Genomic DNA, 18,674 nt, shown 5'->3' on the forward strand with positions numbered 1-18,674 from the left:
GCGGCGTCTGTCTACCTGTTGGACACCGACAATGCTTCTCATGCCACACTCTGGGTTTCAATCACGGTATTTTCGTTGCGATGGTTAAAGATGGCATGACGTCTGTCCACCCCGTCGATCACCATGTCGGCAGCCATCATGCCCATCTCCATGGCAGTGTCGGTGAAGATATAGCGGAATGTCCCCTGACGGCCGGTCATGATGAGGTTGGTGATGGGCATCAGCGCCTTGATGGCGTCGTTGCGGCGGGTCTGATAGCCCAGATCCATCAGCGGATAGGCGTATTCGCTACGTGCTTCAAAAGTCTCATCGCCAAGTTTCTGGGTGTCGACGCCGAGGCTGGCGAGATCGGCGGTGACCCGGCCGCGCAGATCAGCGAGCGGTGCCTGCCAGGTAGCATCCCCCGGATTGCAGGGGATCTCCAGCATCACCGAGGTCTGACCCTGGGGCGCCATAAAGGGGCTGCGGCGGCGCGGCTCCTGCAGACGGGTCGCCAGAATATGGGGGTCGGAGAGGTACTGCCAGGTGTTGTCCGACAGGTTCTCTGTTTTAAGCGGCATATTGACGAAGCGAAGCGACCGGTAGTGGAGATCGCACGGCAAGCCAAGATGCTGGCAGGTGAGCGGCAGCGGCAGGGTGGAGATCACCTGATCAAAGCGTTCGCTCTGTTCAACGTCATCTTGTTTCCAATAAACCCGTTCGATGCGGCCATCGGCTTGCTCAAGGCAGGTGATGGTAGCGCCGGTTTTGAGTTCGACACCCTCGGCCACCAGCCGCTCCCCCAGGGTGGTGAAGATCTGGCCGAAGCCATATTTGGGGTAGCGGTATTTGCGGGCATAGGTGCGCACCGAAATGCTGCCGTTGCGTCTTGGCAGCAGGCGGCGCGCTACGTCTTTCAAATCGATCAGGCTGATGCGCTGGCCGGCCCAGTCGGCGGAGAGCTGGTCCGGGTTGATGCCCCACAGCTTGCCGGTGTAGCCCTCGAAAAACTGGCGATAGAGGGTGCGGCCGAAGTGGCTCTGGATCCACTCGGCAAAGCTCGCCTTGGCGAAATCATCCGGTTTCTTGCTAAATGGCAACAGCAGCAAGTCTTTTACCGCACCGGCCATCAGGGCCAGCGGCGCAGTCCTCAGCAGGTTGGGCAGGTTCAGGGGGTAGTCATAGGTGCGCCCGCCGAAACGGATGACGCTCTTGCGCTCGGCGTGGAGCAGGTCATCCCCCATCAGTTCGTCGATAAAGGCGAGCAGATCGGGGTTTTTGGTGATAAAGCGGTGGCCGCCGTAGTCGAAGCGATACTCCCCATCGCGCCCCTTGAAGGTCTGGGTAGCGCACATGCCGCCGACCACCGGCTCCTGCTCGAACAGGGTGACTGCAAAACCGGCGCGGCGCAGGCGCCAGGCGGCCATCAAACCGGCGGGGCCAGCACCCAGTACCGCAATACTTTTCTTGTTGTTATCGCTCATGACCTATTCCGAAACTGCTTGATAGATAAGGGAACCGCGCCAAGGCGCGGCCCCGAATAGTGTTGTTACCGCTTGGGGTGAGGACTCAGCCCTTGCTGGACTCGGCGCTTACCTGCGGGCGATAGCTGCGTTGCCAGAGGGTAACGAAGATCGCCAGATAAACGGCCCAGGTCAGCAGCTGCAAGCCAGCGGGTGAGGCATTGTAGCCAAACAGGGCGCGCAGGAAGGTACCAAATACCCCCTGATCGTCGAGAATGTGGCTGATGTCGAACACCGGCGTGGTCCAGAAGGTGATGATCTCTGCCGCTTGCAACATGTTGACGGCAGACGAGAGCAAGCCTGCGGCGATGATGATGATAAGCAGGCCGGTCCAGCGGAAGAAAGGCGCCAGCGCCACCTTGCGGGTTGAGCGCAGCAGCCCCCACACCAGCGCGATGGAGACCAGCAGCCCCGCCAGCGCGCCCATCAGGCCGGATTGCAGATCCACCCCTTGCCCCGAGTAGAGCAGGGCTGAGAAGAAGAGCACTGTTTCAAACCCTTCGCGCATCACAGCTAGGAAGGCGAGCAGCACCAGACCAAACAGGTTGCCGCCATCGATGGCGGCATCGATGCGCGCCGTCATGGCCCCTACTTGGGATTTGGCCTGCTTTTGCATCCAGATCGCCATATAGGTGAGCACCAGAGTGGCGAAGATCAGGATCCCCGCCATCAAGAGGTGGTTATAGCGCTCGCTCTCGAACTGGCTCACTACCACCTGGAACAGGAAGGCGACGACAAGGGAGGCGACAAGGCCAAGCCCCACCCCCAGATAGATGAACTTGTTGTAGCGGCTAGCCCCCAGCTTGGCGAGGTAGGAGAGGCAGATGCCGACCAGCAGGAAGGCTTCCAGCCCCTCGCGCAGGGTAATCAGAAAGCTTGCAAACATCAGGATTGAGGCTCCGTAGCGGGCGTGATGGGGAGAGGCTGCAAGGTAAGTTGCAGCCGGTTGAGTTGAAGACGAGCGAGCAGCACTATGGGTGGCTCCGGCAAGCTCGGCTCGGCGGCGCGCACCGCATCATTGACCCACTTGGGGTAGGTGCGGAAATTGAGTTTGATATCGGCCTTGAAGGGCCCTTGGGCATCTGCGGGTAGCGGCCAGGCTTCATCGCGCCAGCCATCGGCCGGAATGCGGGTATCTTCCAAGAGCTTGGCGTAACGCCAGAACTTGAGCCCCACCGGCTTGCCCTCGGCATCGCCGAATACTTTGCGAAACAGCCGCGCCTCTTCAGGGACTGCGCCATCCACCGGCTGGCCGCTGGCAAGCACAACCTTGCCGGTTGCATCTGTGACGGTCAGCTCCAGCCAGAGTTCACGGAAATCGGCGACCCCGGTGGGCAGGGCATGGCCTGCGCCGGTATTGGCGACCCGCACTACCAACTGCTGGCTATCGGCAGCCTGTTCGATACGGGCCGAGAGGGTAGCGCTGGAGCGCAGCAGCGCCAGACTCTCCTGTTCAAGGTCGGGATTGCGCAGCCCCACCAGCTGGTGTTGGGCGCCGGTGAAGTTGTGGCGATAGAGCCGCGCCTTCATGGTGCCGTTTTCGGTGGACTGGCCCGCCACCGGCGCGCCGCCATTGCCCGGCTCCGGGTTCATATGGCAGTCGATGCAGGTGCGCCGTTTGGCAGGATCCTCGGCCTTGGCGAAGCTGGATTTTTCCCACTCGTCCCAGGTGTTGACGATATTGGCGCCTGTGCCCGGGGCAAACTCGTTGTGGCACGATTTGCACAGGGCCGCATCGCGGTAGAAATCCTTCTGATAGGAGGCTTTGTGGGCCGCCGGACGGGCGTTGATCTGCCGCTCGGCCAGCCAGTGCTGGAGGCTGCCGCCCGGGGCATCCTCGAACACATAGCTCTCGCGGTCTTTCAAATTCACGGTAACGGCGCTGTTGCCGCCCGCATCTTCTACCTTGGTGATGCGATGGCAGAGCACGCAGCCGGTCCCTTCTTCCACCACTGGCTCGCCTTTCTGGTGTGCCGCGATCAGCGAGGCGCCACCCTGCTCGAACATATGGGAGCCCTTGGGCAGATCCAGCTGGCCTGTCATCACCTGCTGGGGCATATGGCAGCCCTGACACCACTGGCCAAACGCCTCCCCTTCGGTTTCGCGGGCCAGCGCCTGCACCACCTTGTAGTAGGGGTGGGAGTTGCCCATCAGCCGGTGGTTGCTCTCGCTCCAATCTTTGAACGCTTGGCTGTGGCAGTTCTGGCAGGAGGCAGAGTTGAGCCACTCTTTCGGGTGAGTGGTCGGCGCCTTGGCGGGCTGATTGTCAAGGTCAGGGCGCGGGGCATCGAGTCGCAGCCAGTTGGCGAGATAGGGGAGGTTGCCATCGGCGGTGACGAAGGCGTGTAACTCCTCCATCATCGCTTTCACTTCCGGTTGGGGCCTCGCGGGGTCAACTGCCTCGGCTCCATCGCGGGTGTCGTGGCCCATGCCGCCCTGGGTCTGCTGGGTCATGCGCAGGTATTCGCCGACAAAATCCCCCGCCACCATGTTGGTGAGGTTGGCGTGGCCGTTGATGGCGTTGTCGCCGCTCTTCTGGCGATGGGCTGCCATCAGATAGCGGTTGGTGAAGTTGAACCCATCCAGATGGCAGGAGTTGCAGCTCATCCAGTTGTCTCCCGCCATGGGGAAGCGTGAGTTTGCGCCGTTGTTGCCAAGCGTGTTACCAAGATGGAACAGCCGCTCGCCGCGCTGAAGCGGCTCGGGGCGCGGATCCGTCTCTACCAGCTTGGCGAAGTGGGGCACATCGACGGTGACTCGGGCAAACGGGCCGCTGCCGCCGCTATTGAGGCGGGTGAGATCCTGCCCCATGGCGTTGTGCACCAGAATATGGTCACCGTCGATCAGCAGATCCCGCGGATTCTGGCCCGGCAGGTGACGCAAGAGCTGGGTCGCCTTGGCACCCCCCTGAAACTTCTTGCGGCGGTGGCGGTTGTTGTTGGACTTGCCGCTGCGAGAGAGATCAAACACCAGCAGATCTTCCGAGCCCGCCAGGGTCAGATAGACCCGCTTGCCGTCGGCGGCAAAGCGCGCTGCGAACGGGTTGGAGACAATCTGGCTGCGGTTGCCGACGTTTGGCAGGTTGATCTGCAAAAAGAGCTGCTTTCTTTCATCAACCCGCTCTTTCTCCTCATCCAGAGCGATGATGGAGACCGCTGGAAAGACGGTGCTCTGAAACTGGAAGGGGTGGCTGAAACTCCACAGCACATGGGGCAGCCAGGCCTCGCTGCCATCGGGAGAGAGGGCGATGTCGTCGAGCAGGCGCGGCAAGCCCTGGGAGTCGCTCGGCGTGTCGCTGTGGGTCTCGGCCAGGGTGATGAGGCTGGGTTTGGGCAGGGTCGCGCCTTTGGCGCCCTTCTCAAGCTTGGCGAGATCATAGATGGCGAGCTGGCCTGTCATGGCGTGGGTGAGCAGCAGGCGATCGTTGTTGGTCAGGGCCAGCCCGCGCGGAGTCTCGGCGGTTTCTGCATCCAGCTGGAGGTTGCCGGCGGTGTCGTAGGCCTGCAGGCGAGCTGATTCGAACAGCGTGACCCAGAACCACTGCCGCTTGGCATCGAAGATGACCCCGTAGGGTCTATGGCCGGTGGGAATCGTCTTTTCCAGATCGAGATCATCATCCAGCAGCAACAGGCGATCACCGCTGTAGTCGGTGACCAGCAGGGTGCCGTCATCGGCGCGGGCCAGCTGGCGCAGATCGCCCCCCAGCTGCACCTCTTTTAGGCGCTTGCCGCTATCGCGCTCAAGCAGGGTGACGGAACCTGCGCTCAGGTTGGCGGTGACGAGGCGCGGGGCGCTTCCCTCCTCATAGGCAAGCATCCCGGCGCCCATCTGCTGGGCAAACGCGAAGGGGCTGGCCAGCAGCAGGACGAGGGCCAGCAGGGGTGACAAACATGCAGAGAACGATGACTTCAACATGGGATCAGGATCGCCATTTCAAGATGGTCCAGCGCCAGGCGTGGCGCAGTACCAAAGGAGTGAGCAGCAGTGCGCTCAGCAAGTGGGCCCAGCTGGCGAGGTTGCCCATGGCATCGCCCGGAGTGCCGTGCAGCACCAGCAGCAGGCCGCTGGCCAGACAGACCAGCAGCAGGGCTTCGATAATCCGCCCTGTGGTGCGCAAAAAGGGTTTGCTGCTGCGGTTCAACAAGCTGCGATGGGAGAGCCAGAAGGCGCCAAACAGCAGCGGGAACAGGGTGAGCGAGAGCATCACATGGAAAAACAGATTCCAGCGTGCCAGCGACCAGAGCGGGGTCAGCGGCTCCCACAGCAGCAGACCGGAGAAGAACATCAGATAGAGGGTGCCCTCGGCGGCCTGATGGTGGTAGGCCAGCCACTGCCAGAATTGTCGGGGTGAGAGAGAAAGGCTTGTCATAAAGGCTCCAGCACCCGGGCGGGGCAGCCCGGGGGGAGCAAGTTTATAACGCAGTAAGAGTAATGAAAAGTGTTATCAATTGTATTGCTGGTGAATCAAGGCTGAACAAGCACAGTGATCAAGCTCGACTATTTATGCTCTGCCTTCCGCTCGGTCACCGCATAGATGAGCGCGGCCAGCGAGAAGGCGAGAAACACCACCACGGACCACTTCATCTCCACTTCATTGGTGATGCCATCTTCGATCTGTTCGGGCTGTACGGAGCGAAAAAAAACGCTCAGTTCGCACTGAGTTGCTATCCGCGTTTTGCGGGCGCTGTGGGTAAGCCGATGGCGATGGGCGGCGGGCTCGGGTATAGTCCTGCGCCAATGCGTTATCCTGTTTTGCTGACCCGTCGTGGCCCTGGTGGTGGCGAGGGGCTGGCCCGTGTAAGGAGTGTTATGAAGTTCAGTCCCCTGCTCGATGAGATGATGAAAGCCCTGCAGGTATTGCCGGGGGTGGGGCCCAAGTCTGCCCAGCGGATGGCCTTTACCCTGCTCGAGCGTGAGCGCAGCGGCGGTTTGCGGTTGGCCCAGCTGCTCTCTCGCGCCCTGACCGAGATTGGCCACTGCAGCCACTGCCGCACCTTTACCGAGAACGATCGCTGCGATATCTGTGCCAATCCCAAGCGGGAAGAGAACGGTCTGCTCTGCGTGGTGGAGAGTCCGGCGGATGTGGCGGCCATCGAGCAGACCGGCCAGTTCTCCGGTCGCTACTTTGTGCTGATGGGCCATCTGTCGCCGCTGGATGGCATCGGCCCGGAGGAGCTGGGGCTCGATATTCTCGAGCGCCGGTTGAAGGATGAGCACATCAGCGAGCTGATCCTCGCCACCAATCCCACCATCGAAGGGGATGCCACCGCTTGGTATATCGCCGACATGGCCCGTCATGCCGGGGTGGAGGTGAGCCGCATCGCTCACGGGGTGCCGGTGGGGGGGGAGCTGGAGCTGGTGGATGGCACCACGCTCTCCCACTCCCTGATGGGGCGCCAACGCTTGAAATAGCAAGGCGAGCCTGCCTGCTACCCCGCATAAACAGGGGGCGAGCTGGGCAATAAATAGCCGCTTGAGCGGATTTAAAGGGGCGAGTGAGCAGGATTGCACACTCGCCCCTTGATATTTGATTGGCCGTCCCCATCTAGGTTGGGCATATGTTCAACCCGATGTTTCTGAGGATTGGTCCATGACCCAAAGTGTTCATGCCGAAACCCACGGCTTTCAGACTGAAGTCAAACAACTGCTGAGCCTGATGGCTCACAGCCTCTACTCCAACAAAGAAGTATTCCTGCGCGAGCTGATCTCCAACGCCTCCGATGCGGCGGACAAGCTGCGCTTCAAGGCGCTTTCCGATGCCTCTTTGTTCGAAAACGACGGCCAGTTGCGTGTGCGTCTGGTGGTGGACAAAGAGAAGCGTACCCTGACCATCTCCGATAACGGGATCGGTATGACCCGGGATCAGGTGATCGAGCACCTGGGTACCATCGCCAAGTCCGGCACCGCCGAATTTTTCAAGAACCTCTCCGGCGATCAGGGCCGCGACTCCCAGCTGATCGGTCAGTTCGGGGTCGGTTTCTACTCCGCCTTTATCGTTGCCGACAAGGTGACCGTGGTCTCCCGCGCTGCGGGTACCGAGCCGGGCCAAGGCGTGCAGTGGGAATCGGAAGGGGAAGGCTCCTTCACCGTCGCTGACGTGACCAAAGAAGGTCGCGGGACCGATGTGATCCTGCACCTGCGTGCCGAAGAAGAGGAGTTCCTCGACGACTGGCGTCTGCGCTCCGTGGTGAGCAAATATTCCGATCACATCAGCGTGCCGGTCGAGATGTTCAAAGAGGGCACCCCGGATCGCGAAGAAGACGGCGAAACCATCGTTGGCACGCCCGGTGAGTGGGAGCAGGTCAACCGTGCGACCGCACTGTGGACCCGCAACCCGAAAGATATCAAGGACGAAGAGTATCAGGAGTTCTACAAGCACGTCGCTCATGACTTTGAAGATCCGCTGCTCTGGGGTCACAACCGGGTGGAAGGGGCGCAGGAGTACACCAGCCTGCTCTACGTACCGGCCCGCGCACCGTTCGACCTCTACAACCGCGAGCAGAAGCACGGTCTGAAGCTCTACGTGCAGCGCGTCTTCATCATGGATGACGCAGAGCAGTTTATGCCGACCTACCTGCGCTTCGTCAAAGGGGTGCTGGACTCCAACGATCTGCCGCTCAACGTCAGCCGTGAAATTCTGCAAGACAACAAGGTGACAGCTTCCCTGCGCAAGGCTTGCTCCAAGCGCGTGCTGACCATGCTCTCCAAGCTGGCGAAAGACGATGCCGAGAAGTACGCCAAGTTCTGGAGTGAGTTCGGTAACGTGCTCAAAGAGGGCCCGGCCGAGGATTACTCCAACCGCGAAGAGATCGCCAAGCTGCTGCGCTTTGCCAGCACCGCTGGCGAGGGCGAAGCCCAGACCGTCTCTCTCGAGGATTATGTTGGCCGCATGAAGGAAGGCCAGCAGAAGATCTACTACATCACTGCTGACTCCTACGCTGCCGCCAAGAACAGCCCGCACCTCGAGATCTTCCGCAAGAAGGGTGTCGAAGTGCTGCTGATGTGGGAGCGCGTGGACGAGTGGCTGATGAGCCACTTGACCGAGTTCGACGGCAAGCAGTTGGTTTCCGTCACCCGTGGCGAGCTGGATCTTGGCGAGCTGGAAGACGATGCCTCCAAACAGGCGCAAGAAGAGGCCGAGAAGGCCAATGCTGGTCTGGTTGAGCGAGTGAAGCAGAGCCTCGGCGAGGCGGTAAAAGAGGTGCGCGTCACCCACCGTCTGACCGACTCCCCCTCCTGCATCGTCACCGATGCCCACGGCATGAGCACCCAGATGATCAAGCTGATGCGCGCCGCCGGCCAGCCGGTACCGGAGCAGAAGTACATTCTGGAGCTCAACCCCGACCACGCGCTGGTGAAGAAACTCGACACCATCGAAGATGAAGCGCTGTTCGGCGAGTGGGTCACTCTGCTGCACGAACAGGCCCAGTTGGCCGAACAGGGCGGGCTGAATGATCCGGCGAGCTTTGTCTCCCGCATCAACCGTCTGTTGCTGCAAGCCTAAGCGGCGACGCTGATAACAAAAAGCCCACTGCATGCGGTGGGCTTTTTTGATCCCGCCGCGTGAGAGCGGCGAGGAACCTCGGCAAGGGGGGCGGCCAACGCCCTCTATCTGCGGTATTCGTTGTTGTAGTTCTGGATGAGACGCCGGGTCACATCGTGTTGGGGATCGGCGAACACCTTGAGGGTCTTGCCGCGCTCCACCACCCGACCTTCATGCATCACCAGTACCTCGTCACTGATATGGCTGACGATACCCAGATCGTTGGCCACCAGCACATAGCTCAGTCCCATGGTCTCTTGCATCTCCAGCAGCAGGTTGATGATCTGGGAGCGCACCGAGATATCCAGGGTGGAGAGCGCCTCATCGGCCACCACGATCTTGGGGTTGAGGATCAGTGCCCGCGCCAGCGCTACCCGCTGTTGCTGACCGGAGGAGAGCATCTGCGGGTAGAACAGGGCATGATCCGGCAGCATTCCCACCATGCGCAGGGTCTGCACCACCTGCTCGTGGCGCTCCTCCTCGGTCATCTCGGTGTTGAGGCGCAGCGGGGTCTCCAGGATCTGGCCGACACGGATCTTGCGATTGAGCGAGGTGTTGGGATCCTGAAAGATCATCCGCAGCAATTTGCAGCGGGTCTGATAATCGCCGTGCACCATCAGCTGGCCGTCGATGGCGATGTCGCCGCTGGTAGGCTCGATCATCCCGGCCAGGATGCGGGCGAGGGTACTCTTGCCGGAGCCCGCTTCGCCGACAATGGCGAGGGTTTGACCCACGTCGAGATCGAACGAAAGGGGCTTGATCGCCTCCACCGCCTGACGACGGAACAGACCGGTGCGGTTTTGATAGGTCTTGCACAGGCCTCTGACCTGCAACAGGGATGGCTCGATCACAAGCGGGGCTCCTTCATGAGGGCATTAACGGTCATCATTTTTTCGGCACCTCCATGTTCAGCGGGAAGTGACAGCTGAACTGATGGCCCTTGAGCTTGTTCATCAGCGGGGTCTGCACGCACTGCTTCTGGGCGTAGGGACAGCGTGGCCCCAGACGGCAGCCGATGGGCAGGTGCTGCAGCGGCGGGATGACGCCGGGCAGGGTTTCAAGCCGCGACTTGTGGCGCACCAGCTTGTCAAAGTCAGGGATCGATTTGAGTAGCGCATCGGTATAGGGGTGGTGCGGCGTCTCGAGGATCTGCTCCCGGGTGCCCACTTCCACCATCTGGCCGCAATACATCACGTTGATGGTGTCGGTCAGGTTGGCGATAGCGGCGATGTCGTTACTGATGAGCAGGATGGTGGTGTTGCCCAGCTTGTTCATCTTGTCCAGCAGCCGCAGGATCTGGGAGTGGGTGGTGGACTCCATGGCGCTGGTGGGCTCATCGGCCACCAGCAGGCGCGGCTGGTTGGCAATGGCCATGGCGATCATCACCTTCTGGCACATGCCATCCGACAGCTCGTGGGGATAGGCGCGCATCACCTTGCGGTGATCCTTGACCCCGACCCGGTGCAGCAGGGCGATGGCTTTTTTCTTGCGCCACTGGAAGCGCTGCCAGAATTGCCCCTCGAACGAATCGGTCGGGATCGCCTCCTCCAGCTGGGTGCCGATCTCCTCGGAGGGGTCGAGACAGCTGATGGGGTCTTGGAAGATCATGGCGATCTCGCGGCCCATGATGCGACGGCGCTCCTTGGGGGCCATGGTCAGCAGATCCATGTCGTTGAAGCGCATCCGGTCGGCACGGACCGTCCAGTTGTCTTTCTCGATGCCGACGATCACCTTGGCCACCAGACTCTTACCTGAGCCGGATTCACCTACCAGACCGCGGATCTCCCCTTCGGTCAGGGTCAGGCTCACCTTGTCCACCGCCTTGACCTTGCCTTGCGGGGTGTCGATCTCGATGGTGAGATTGCGTATGTCGAGCAGCGGCATCAGTCATTCCCCTCTTTGAGTGCTTCACGAATGCCTTCTCCAACTAAATTGGTCACCAGCACGCTGAACAGAATGGCGATGCCGGGCAGGGTGACGGTCCAGGGGGCGAGATAGATAAGGTCGCTCGAATCGGCCAGCATGGTGCCCCACTCCGGTTGGGGGGACTGGGCGCCGAGGCCAAGAAAACCGACCGCCGAGATATCGAGAATGGCCGCCGACAAGGTGCGGGTGGTCTGGGCCACCAGGGTTTCGACGATGTTGGGCAAAATAGCCAGACGCATGATCCTGAAGGGGGGCGAACCATCGAGGCGGCTGGCAGTGATGTACTCCTTCTGCATCTCGGCATGAACTGCGTTGTAGGTGGCTCGGATAAAGGGCGGGATCAAGGCGAGCGTAATGGCAATCAGGGTATTGCCAAAACCCGGCCCCATGATGGCGACCATGATGATGGCCATCAGCAGGGAGGGGATGGAGAGCAGGGTATCGAGCAGGTGGTGCAGCACGCTCGACTTGATCCCCTTGCTCATGCCGCCAAGGATACCGATGGCGGAGCCCACCACCATGGCGATCACCACCACCACCAGCGCATAACCGAAGGTAAGCCGCGCCCCCACCACCAGCCGGGAGAGCATGTCGCGCCCCAGATCGTCGGTGCCGAGGAAGTAGTCAATGTTGCCGGTCGCCGCCCAGGAGGGGGCCAGCAGCAGCTTGTCGGCATGCTGTTCATCGATGCCGTAGGGGACGACCAGCGGCCCCACCAGGGTGATGAGCAGCAACAGCAAAAAGCACCAGAGCCCCGCCATCGCCAGCGGATTGCGGCTGTAGGAGGCCCACGTCTGCTCAAGGGGCGAGAGGATCTTGAGCTCGGGATAGATGTTCGATTTATCTTGCATAGGATACCTGGCTCCTGGTCACGCCATGAGCGCGTTCAATCTTGTTTGGCATACAACTCTTTGCGCCGTGCCGGATAGATAAGGGTGGTCAGCAACTCGGTGCTGACGCTGGTCAGGATCACGAAACTGGCCACCACCAGGGTCGCGCCGCGAATGGCGGCGTAATCCTGCAGGGCGATGCTGCTGATGAGCCAGCGGCCGATCCCGTGCCACTCGAACACCACCTCGGTGATCATGGCGGAGGTGAGCACGCTGCCCAGTTGCAGACCCAGCAGCGGCAGTACCGGCGGCAGAGCGTTCTTCAGGCCATGGCGCCAGACGATCTGCGCCTTGGAAAGTCCCCGGCTCGCCGCCGCCTTGATGTAGTTCTGCTTCATCACGTCGATGAGGGAGCTGCGCACATGGCGGATCACCTCGGTGGTGGGCACCACCGCCAGCACCAGTGACGGAAGGATCAGGTGGCGCAGGGCATCGTGCAGCGCCGCTTGCCGCCAGGGCTCGTTGCTGAGCAGCACATCGATCACCGCGATACCCGTGATGGGCGGCACGTCGTAGAGCAGGCTGATCTGACCCGATGCCGGCAACCAGCCAAGGTCCAGCGAAAAGAGCATCACCACCAGCAGCGCCAGCCAGAATACCGGCACCGCATAGCCGATAAGACCGGCGGTCATGATGGAGAGATCCAGTGTCTTGCCCTGTGACAGCGCCGCCAGGGTGCCGAGGGGAATGCCCACCAGCAGCGAGATGGCAAACGCCGCCAGACAGAGGATCAGCGTCGCCGGGAAATAGTGGCGGATCTCGTCCAGTACCGGCAGCCCGGAGACGCTGGAGAGCCCCAGATCGCCTGCGAAAATGCGGCGCAGGAAATCGGGATAGCCGCTCCAGAAGCTGATCTGATGGCCGCTCAGCCGATACTCCAGCAGATAGGCGACAAAGGTCAGCGCCAGCAGGGTGATGAGCAGCAGGTTGATGCGGCGCAAGGTGTATAAAAGCATGCTTACTCCCTGTGAGCCTGGTTGAAGGAGGTGCCGCCAAAGGGCATCAATGCCAGCCCCTCGATGTCACTGCGGCTGACCTGGGTACGCAAGGCGTGTGCCAGCGGGATCAGCGGCAGCTGTTCGTTGAGCAGCGTCTGGGCATAGTAGTAGTTGCGCAGCCGGAACGAGAGCTGGGGCGTGGTGACCGCATCATCCAGCAGCTGATCGAAGGCCGGGCTACACCAGCGGCTGTAGTTGTTGCCCCGCTCCACTGCTGCGCAGCTCAGCAGCTGGCGGAAGAAGTTGTCCGGGTCGGCGTTGTCGGCAATCCAGCCGGAGAGCAGGCTGTCGTACTGCCCCTTGGTGAGGCGACCTTCGATCACCGGCCACTCCCGTTGCACGATCTTGAGCTTGATCCCGACCTTGGCCAGATCACTGCGGATCAGCTGGGCGGTCTTGACCGCATCCGGGTTGTAGGGGCGGGCGTCCGGTTGTACCAGCACCTGCATCTCGAATCCTTTTTCCAGTCCCGCCTCCTTGAGCAGCTGGCGCGCCCGTTTCAGGTCGGGTTTGCGCTCGGGCAGGCTGGGGTTGTACCCCCAAGAGAGGGGGGGCAGCAAGCTGTTGGCGGGCAGACCGGTATCGAAATAGACCGCCTGCAACAGGTTGTCGATATTGATGGCGCTGGCAATGGCCTGACGCACTTTGACGTTGTTGAACGGTGGCTTGCGGGTATTGAGGGCCAAAAAGGCGACGTTCATCCCCGACTGGACCGAGAGGCTCAGCGCCGGATTTTGCTTGATCACCGAGAGCTGGCTGGCGGAAGGGGTGCTCATCACGTCGCACTCGCCGGTCAGCAGCTTGGCCAGCCGCTTGGACGATTTGGGGGTGATGTCGTAGACCAGCTGTTCAATCTTGGCATCGCCGCCCCAGTAGCCGCGGTGGCGCAGATAGCGGATGAACTCGTTGTGGCGATACTCCTTGAAGCTGAACGGGCCGGTGCCGATGGGACGGCTATCCAGCAGGGCCGGCGTGCCCGCCTGCAACATCTGTTCGGCGTATTCGGCGGAGAGGATCACCGCATAGTCGCTGGCCAGGGTGGCGAGGAAGGAGGCGTTCGGTTGGTTCAGCTCGAACACCACCGTCTGCGGCCCCTTCTTGCTCACCTGCTTGATCAGCAGGTCTTGCCCCAGGCTGTAGAAGTAGGGGTAATCGCCGCCGGAGACATTGTGATAGGGGTGCTGCTCGTCCAGCTGGCGGGCATAGGTGAAGACCACGTCATCGGCATTGAAGGTGCGGGTGGGCTTGAACCAGGGGGTATGGTGAAACGTTACCCCCTTGCGCAGGGTCAGGGTATAGGTGAGGCCATCTTCGCTGATCTGCCAGTGGGTGGCGAGCGACGGCTCCAGCGCCAGGGTGTTGGGGTTCACCTCCAGCAGGCGGTCGTAGAGCGGACGGGCACTGGCATCCAGCGTCACCCCTGAGTTGGAAACATGGGGATTGAAGGAGAGGGGGGAGCCCTCAGCACAATAGATGAGTCCGGTTTTGGAGGCCTCGGGTTGCTTCTGACAGCCGGTGACCAGCACCAGCAGACCCAGCAGCAAGGGTGTGAGCATTCTCATTGTTGAACCATGTTCTTATAGGGTGTTTGTACGCACGTTTTGATACAAATGTGCCAGCGCGAAGGCTGGTGTGTTGCTGACGTCGGCATCAACCGCTCTCCTTTACTCTTGTTCTGCATCGTTATCGCCATCTTGCAGCTGATATTTGCGTAGCATGCCTCGGAACTGGTGATAGCTTAAGGCCAGCAGTTGAGCGGCTTTGCGCTGATTATACTGGGATTGCAGCATCGCCTGCTTGAGTAAATTAATCTCGTATTCCGCCACCGCCTGCTTGAGATCGAGCGGCAGGATGAGGGGGGATGCAGATTGTACCTCGCCTCGGGCCTCTTGCGCAGGTTGCGTGACCTGTGGTCGCCAGGGGGAATCAAACGGGTTGAGCACCAGGGTCGAGAGCGGCAGTTGGGGATTGCCCTGACGATAGATGCTGCGCTCTACCACGTTCTTCAGCTCCCGCACGTTGCCCGGCCAGTGGTAATCCAGCAGCAGCTGGGTTGCCTTGCGCGAGAAACCGGCAAACAGCGGATAACCCAGCTCCCGGGTCATGCTGTGGGCGAAGTGCTCCGCCAGCATCAGGATATCTTCCCGCCGCTCCCGCAAGGGGGGGAGGGTGATCACATCAAACGCGAGCCGGTCGAGCAGATCGTGGCGAAACTGCCCCTTGTCGGCTAGTGCCGGTAGATCTTCGTTGGTGGCGCAGACCAGCCGCACATCCACCTTGAGGGGCTTGGCCCCGCCCACCCGCTCGAACTCGCCATACTCGATGACCCGCAGCAACTTCTCCTGCACCCGGGCGCTGGTGGTGGCCAGCTCGTCAAGGAACAAGGTGCCGCCATCGGCCCGCTCGAAGCGGCCTTGGTGGCGCTTGGCCGCGCCGGTAAACGATCCCGCTTCGTGACCGAAAAGCTCGGTCTCCAGCAGGCTCTCGCTCAGGGTGGCGCAGTTGATGGTGACAAAGCTTTGATCCCAGCGCGCCGAGAGATAATGTAGGCGGTGGGCGATCAGCTCCTTGCCCGTCCCCCGCTCACCGATGATCAGCACGGGTTTGCGCAGCGGGGCGAGCCGTGAGGCCTGCTCAATGATCTCGAGAAATGCGTTGGATTCCCCCAGCAGGCTTTCCGTGGCCGTGGTCATAGTGATCCCTGTCAGTTGTAAAAGCTGGTCAATCTTACCAAATGTTGGTGATTTTAATCATCACTTGCGCGAGGCATCTTGTAATTCGGCCATTCCGCCCCATATAAATCAACAAGTTAAATTTTGTTCCAGATTGGCACACAAGTTGCCATTGTCAATGGAGAAACAACGCCATGCCAATAACAGGAGTGCAATCATGAGTATTTTTTCCCGTCTGGCCGACATCATCAATTCCAACCTGACGGCCCTGCTCGACAAGGCAGAAGATCCCCAGAAGATGGTGCGCCTGATCATCCAGGAGATGGAAGACGAGCTGGTCAAGGAGCGCTCCAATCTGGCCCGCTTCCTCGCCAGCCAGAAAGAGATTGGCCGTCAGGTGGCCCGTCATCAGGAGCGGGTCGATGAGTGGCAAGGCAAGGCCGAGCTGGCCCTGACCAAGGGGCGTGAAGATCTGGCCCGCGCTGCCCTGATCGAGAAGAAGAAGCAGACCGAGTTGTCAGAGACCCTCTACCGCGAGCAGCAGGCGGTCGACAGCGGCATCGAGAAGCTGGGTGAAGAGATCCGCCAGCTCGAAGCCAAGCTGGAAGATGCCCGCGCCCGTCAAAAGGCGATGGCCATTCGCACCGAAGCGGCCAGCAGCCGTCTCAACGTGCAGAGCCAGGTAGCCCGTGGCGAGAGCCAGGCGGTGGTGAGCAAGTTCGAGCGCATCGAGCGCCGCATCGATGAAATGGAAGCGCGCGCCGATCTGGGTCAGTCTGACAAGGCGCTGGCGCAGCAGTTTGCCGAGCTGGAAGTAGACGATCAGATAAGCCGCGAGCTGGAAGCGATGCGCCAGAAGCTGGGCCAGGGCGACAGCAAAAGCGAAGGCAAACAGGGAGAGTAACAGATGGAAGATCTGCTGGGCGTATTGATGGTTCCCATGGTGGTCTTCATGGTGGTGGTGGCTCCCATTTGGCTGGTGCTGCACTATCGTGCCAAGGGGCGCATCGGCGCCGGTCTTGCCGATAGCGAGCGGGAACAGCTGCAAGGGCTACTCGGTCGTGCCGAGAAGATGCAGGAGCGAGTAGGGGCGCTGGAGTCGATTCTGGATGCGGAAGTACCCGGTTGGAGGAACAAGGTATGAGCAACGTCAGTCGTGAAGGTCGTAACCTCTATCGCGATCCCCAGCGCGGCAAGATAGCCGGGATCTGTGCCGGTTTGGCAGAGTACTTCGGGGTGGAGACCTGGATCGTGCGGCTGCTGGCCATCAGTGGTCTCATCTTCGCCGGTTTCATCACCTTCACCGCCTATATCGCCGCCTGGTTCTTGCTCGATAAAAAGCCGGTCACCCTCTATTCACAAGAGGATGCCGACTTTGCCGAGGTGCGGATGAAGGCACGCAGCTGGCAGGCAGGTGTCACCCCTCATCAGGCGCTGGGCCGTATCGCGCAGGAACTTGACGCGCTGGAGCCCAGAGTTCAGCGCATCGAGAAGCTGGTGACCTCCAGGGAGTTCACCCTGCAGCGGGAATTTCGCAAGCTGTAGTTCCTGCCGAAGCACTCAATGTCGATGGTGGAACCTTTTGTGATGCGCCACCATCGACACCAACTATCCAGATGTGGATAACCGGTCGACCTCTCGCACGGCCGATCACGCCAGATGCAACTACCAAGGGAGAACGGGTCAAGCCTTGATACTCAATAAACTGGAACAGAAGTTGACTCGCCTGCAACACAAGGCGAACGACGTGGTGAACCGGGTGCGGGATCGCCATATCCGGCTGGCGGTGACCGGCCTCTCTCGCAGCGGCAAAACCGCCTTTATCACCGCGCTGGTCAACCAGCTGGAACATGCGGCCATCGACGGCCGTTTGCCGTTGTGGGATGCCCTGCGTCAGGGGCGCATCCTCGGTGCCCGCCGGGTGCCGCAGCTCAATGCCCACATTCCCACCTTTGCCTACGAGCGTGGCCTCGACTCTCTGTTTGGCGATCCACCGGCCTGGCCCGAGCCCACCCGCGGCGTGGCCGAGGTGCGTCTCGAAATTCGCTATCGCACCCGTCACCCCCTGCGCAAGCATCTGGGGGAGATCTCCACCCTCTACGTGGATCTGGTGGACTATCCCGGGGAGTGGCTGCTCGACTTGCCGCTCCTTGAGATGAGCTACGAGCAGTGGAGTGAACAGGTGCGCGAGCAACTGCGTCGCCCCGAGTTGCAAGCACTCGCCGCCAGCTGGCTGACACCCGGGTGGCAGGCCGATCAGCGCTTCGAAGAACGGCCGGTGGCTGAACTTGCCGAGCGCTACACCACCTATCTGCACGCCTGCAAACAAGAGCTGGGATTGCACCTGATCCAGCCCGGCCGCTTCGTCTTGCCGGGAGAGTATGCCGGTGCCCCCATGCTGCAATTTGTCCCCTGGGTGTGGGAGATGCCCGCCTGTGAGCCTGCCGATGGTACCCTCTACGCCACCCTCAGGCAGCGCTTCGAGCAGTACAAGCAGCATCTGGTGCAGGGCTTTTATGAGCAACACTTTGCCGGCTTTGATCGCCAGATCGTGCTGGTGGACTGCCTTCAGCCTCTCAACGCCGGGGCGGCCAGCTTTGGCGACATGCAGCAGGCCATCGCCCGCATCATGGAGAGCTTTGCCTACGGCAAGAGCAACTGGTGGCGGCGGCTCTTCTCGCCCCGTATCGACAAGTTGCTGTTTGTGGCGAGCAAGGCTGATCACGTCACCCCCGAACAGCATGGGCCCATGGTCTCACTGCTTCAGCATCTGGTGCGCAGCGGCCGTGGTCAGGCCCGTTTTGAGGGGATCACCACCGAGTGTCTGGCGCTCGCCGCCATCAAGGCGACTGAGGTGGGCAAGGGGGTGGCCAATGGCCGCGAGTTCCCCGCCATCCGTGGTACCAGCCTGAGCGGTGAATCGCTGCTGCTGTTCCCGGGGGAGGTGCCGCCCCATATTCCGCCTGCGCAGTGGTGGAACAGTCAGGGCTTTGATTTTCAGGCGTTTCGCCCCATGCCCATGAGCGCCCATCAGGCGTTGCCCCATATCCGGCTCGATGCGGCGCTGGAGTTTCTGCTCGGGGATCACCTCGAATAACGGTGTGCGGCCTTGGCTCCTGAGCCGAAGGCCGCACACAGGAAAC

Annotated in this window: 16 protein-coding genes; 6 read left to right on the plus strand and 10 right to left on the minus strand. The window is 61.1% G+C overall.

Annotated elements, in window-relative coordinates; genetic code table 11:
• Positions 1-38: 38 nt before the first annotated feature.
• The 4 genes from NMD14_08555 to NMD14_08570 form a co-directional block, all read right to left on the minus strand.
• A complete protein-coding gene (locus NMD14_08555; protein XEI34415.1) occupies positions 39-1,463 on the minus strand; it encodes an FAD-dependent oxidoreductase in 1,425 nt (474 codons plus the stop codon).
• Positions 1,464-1,548: 85 nt separating this feature from the next.
• Positions 1,549-2,388, minus strand: coding sequence for an FTR1 family protein (locus NMD14_08560; protein ID XEI34416.1), 840 nt, complete (start codon positions 2,386-2,388; stop codon positions 1,549-1,551).
• The gene (locus tag NMD14_08565; GenBank protein XEI34417.1) at positions 2,388-5,417 is read right to left on the minus strand and encodes a hypothetical protein; all 3,030 of its coding nucleotides are present in this window, start codon (positions 5,415-5,417) and stop codon (positions 2,388-2,390) included. The genes NMD14_08560 and NMD14_08565 overlap by 1 nt, the downstream gene beginning before the upstream one ends.
• A gap of 4 nt (positions 5,418-5,421) precedes the next feature.
• Positions 5,422-5,871 (minus strand): hypothetical protein, encoded by a 450-nt coding sequence (locus NMD14_08570; GenBank protein ID XEI34418.1) that lies wholly within the window; start codon positions 5,869-5,871, stop codon positions 5,422-5,424.
• Positions 5,872-6,311: 440 nt separating this feature from the next.
• On the opposite strand from NMD14_08570, the gene recR reads away from it, so the two are divergent.
• Together recR and htpG are read left to right on the plus strand one after the other, a co-directional pair.
• Positions 6,312-6,914, plus strand: a complete 603-nt coding sequence (gene recR / locus NMD14_08575; GenBank protein ID XEI34419.1) for a recombination mediator RecR — start codon at positions 6,312-6,314, stop codon at positions 6,912-6,914.
• Positions 6,915-7,092: 178 nt separating this feature from the next.
• On the plus strand, positions 7,093-9,006 hold the full coding sequence (gene htpG, locus NMD14_08580; GenBank protein XEI34420.1) for a molecular chaperone HtpG: 1,914 nt from the start codon (positions 7,093-7,095) through the stop codon (positions 9,004-9,006).
• 104 nt (positions 9,007-9,110) lie between these two features.
• On the opposite strand, the gene NMD14_08585 is transcribed toward htpG, so the two are convergent.
• The 6 genes from NMD14_08585 to pspF form a co-directional block, all read right to left on the minus strand.
• Positions 9,111-9,896, minus strand: coding sequence for an ATP-binding cassette domain-containing protein (locus NMD14_08585; GenBank protein XEI34421.1), 786 nt, complete (start codon positions 9,894-9,896; stop codon positions 9,111-9,113).
• A gap of 34 nt (positions 9,897-9,930) precedes the next feature.
• A complete protein-coding gene (locus tag NMD14_08590; GenBank protein ID XEI34422.1) occupies positions 9,931-10,929 on the minus strand; it encodes an ATP-binding cassette domain-containing protein in 999 nt (332 codons plus the stop codon).
• Positions 10,929-11,822: an ABC transporter permease subunit gene (locus NMD14_08595; GenBank protein ID XEI34423.1), complete on the minus strand. Its 894-nt coding sequence runs from the start codon at positions 11,820-11,822 to the stop codon at positions 10,929-10,931. The genes NMD14_08590 and NMD14_08595 overlap by 1 nt, the downstream gene beginning before the upstream one ends.
• 35 nt (positions 11,823-11,857) lie before the next feature.
• The gene (locus NMD14_08600; GenBank protein XEI34424.1) at positions 11,858-12,817 is read right to left on the minus strand and encodes an ABC transporter permease subunit; all 960 of its coding nucleotides are present in this window, start codon (positions 12,815-12,817) and stop codon (positions 11,858-11,860) included.
• 2 nt (positions 12,818-12,819) lie between these two features.
• Positions 12,820-14,415 (minus strand): peptide ABC transporter substrate-binding protein SapA, encoded by a 1,596-nt coding sequence (sapA, locus tag NMD14_08605; GenBank protein ID XEI34735.1) that lies wholly within the window; start codon positions 14,413-14,415, stop codon positions 12,820-12,822.
• Positions 14,416-14,523: 108 nt separating this feature from the next.
• Positions 14,524-15,552, minus strand: a complete 1,029-nt coding sequence (pspF, locus tag NMD14_08610) for a phage shock protein operon transcriptional activator (protein XEI34425.1) — start codon at positions 15,550-15,552, stop codon at positions 14,524-14,526.
• Positions 15,553-15,748: 196 nt separating this feature from the next.
• Here pspF and pspA point away from each other — a divergent pair, with 196 nt between their 5' ends.
• The 4 genes from pspA (at position 15,749) to NMD14_08630 (ending at position 18,628) form a co-directional block, all read left to right on the plus strand.
• A complete protein-coding gene (pspA, locus tag NMD14_08615; GenBank protein ID XEI34426.1) occupies positions 15,749-16,435 on the plus strand; it encodes a phage shock protein PspA in 687 nt (228 codons plus the stop codon).
• 3 nt (positions 16,436-16,438) lie between these two features.
• On the plus strand, positions 16,439-16,675 hold the full coding sequence (gene pspB, locus NMD14_08620) for an envelope stress response membrane protein PspB (protein ID XEI34427.1): 237 nt from the start codon (positions 16,439-16,441) through the stop codon (positions 16,673-16,675).
• Positions 16,672-17,076: an envelope stress response membrane protein PspC gene (gene pspC, locus NMD14_08625; protein XEI34428.1), complete on the plus strand. Its 405-nt coding sequence runs from the start codon at positions 16,672-16,674 to the stop codon at positions 17,074-17,076. The genes pspB and pspC overlap by 4 nt, the downstream gene beginning before the upstream one ends.
• A 145-nt stretch (positions 17,077-17,221) precedes the next feature.
• Positions 17,222-18,628: a YcjX family protein gene (locus NMD14_08630; protein XEI34429.1), complete on the plus strand. Its 1,407-nt coding sequence runs from the start codon at positions 17,222-17,224 to the stop codon at positions 18,626-18,628.
• The last annotated feature ends 46 nt before the right edge of the window (positions 18,629-18,674 follow it).

This window comes from Aeromonas veronii (assembly GCA_041319085.1).
In the GTDB taxonomy this organism is placed as follows: domain Bacteria; phylum Pseudomonadota; class Gammaproteobacteria; order Enterobacterales; family Aeromonadaceae; genus Aeromonas; species Aeromonas veronii_F.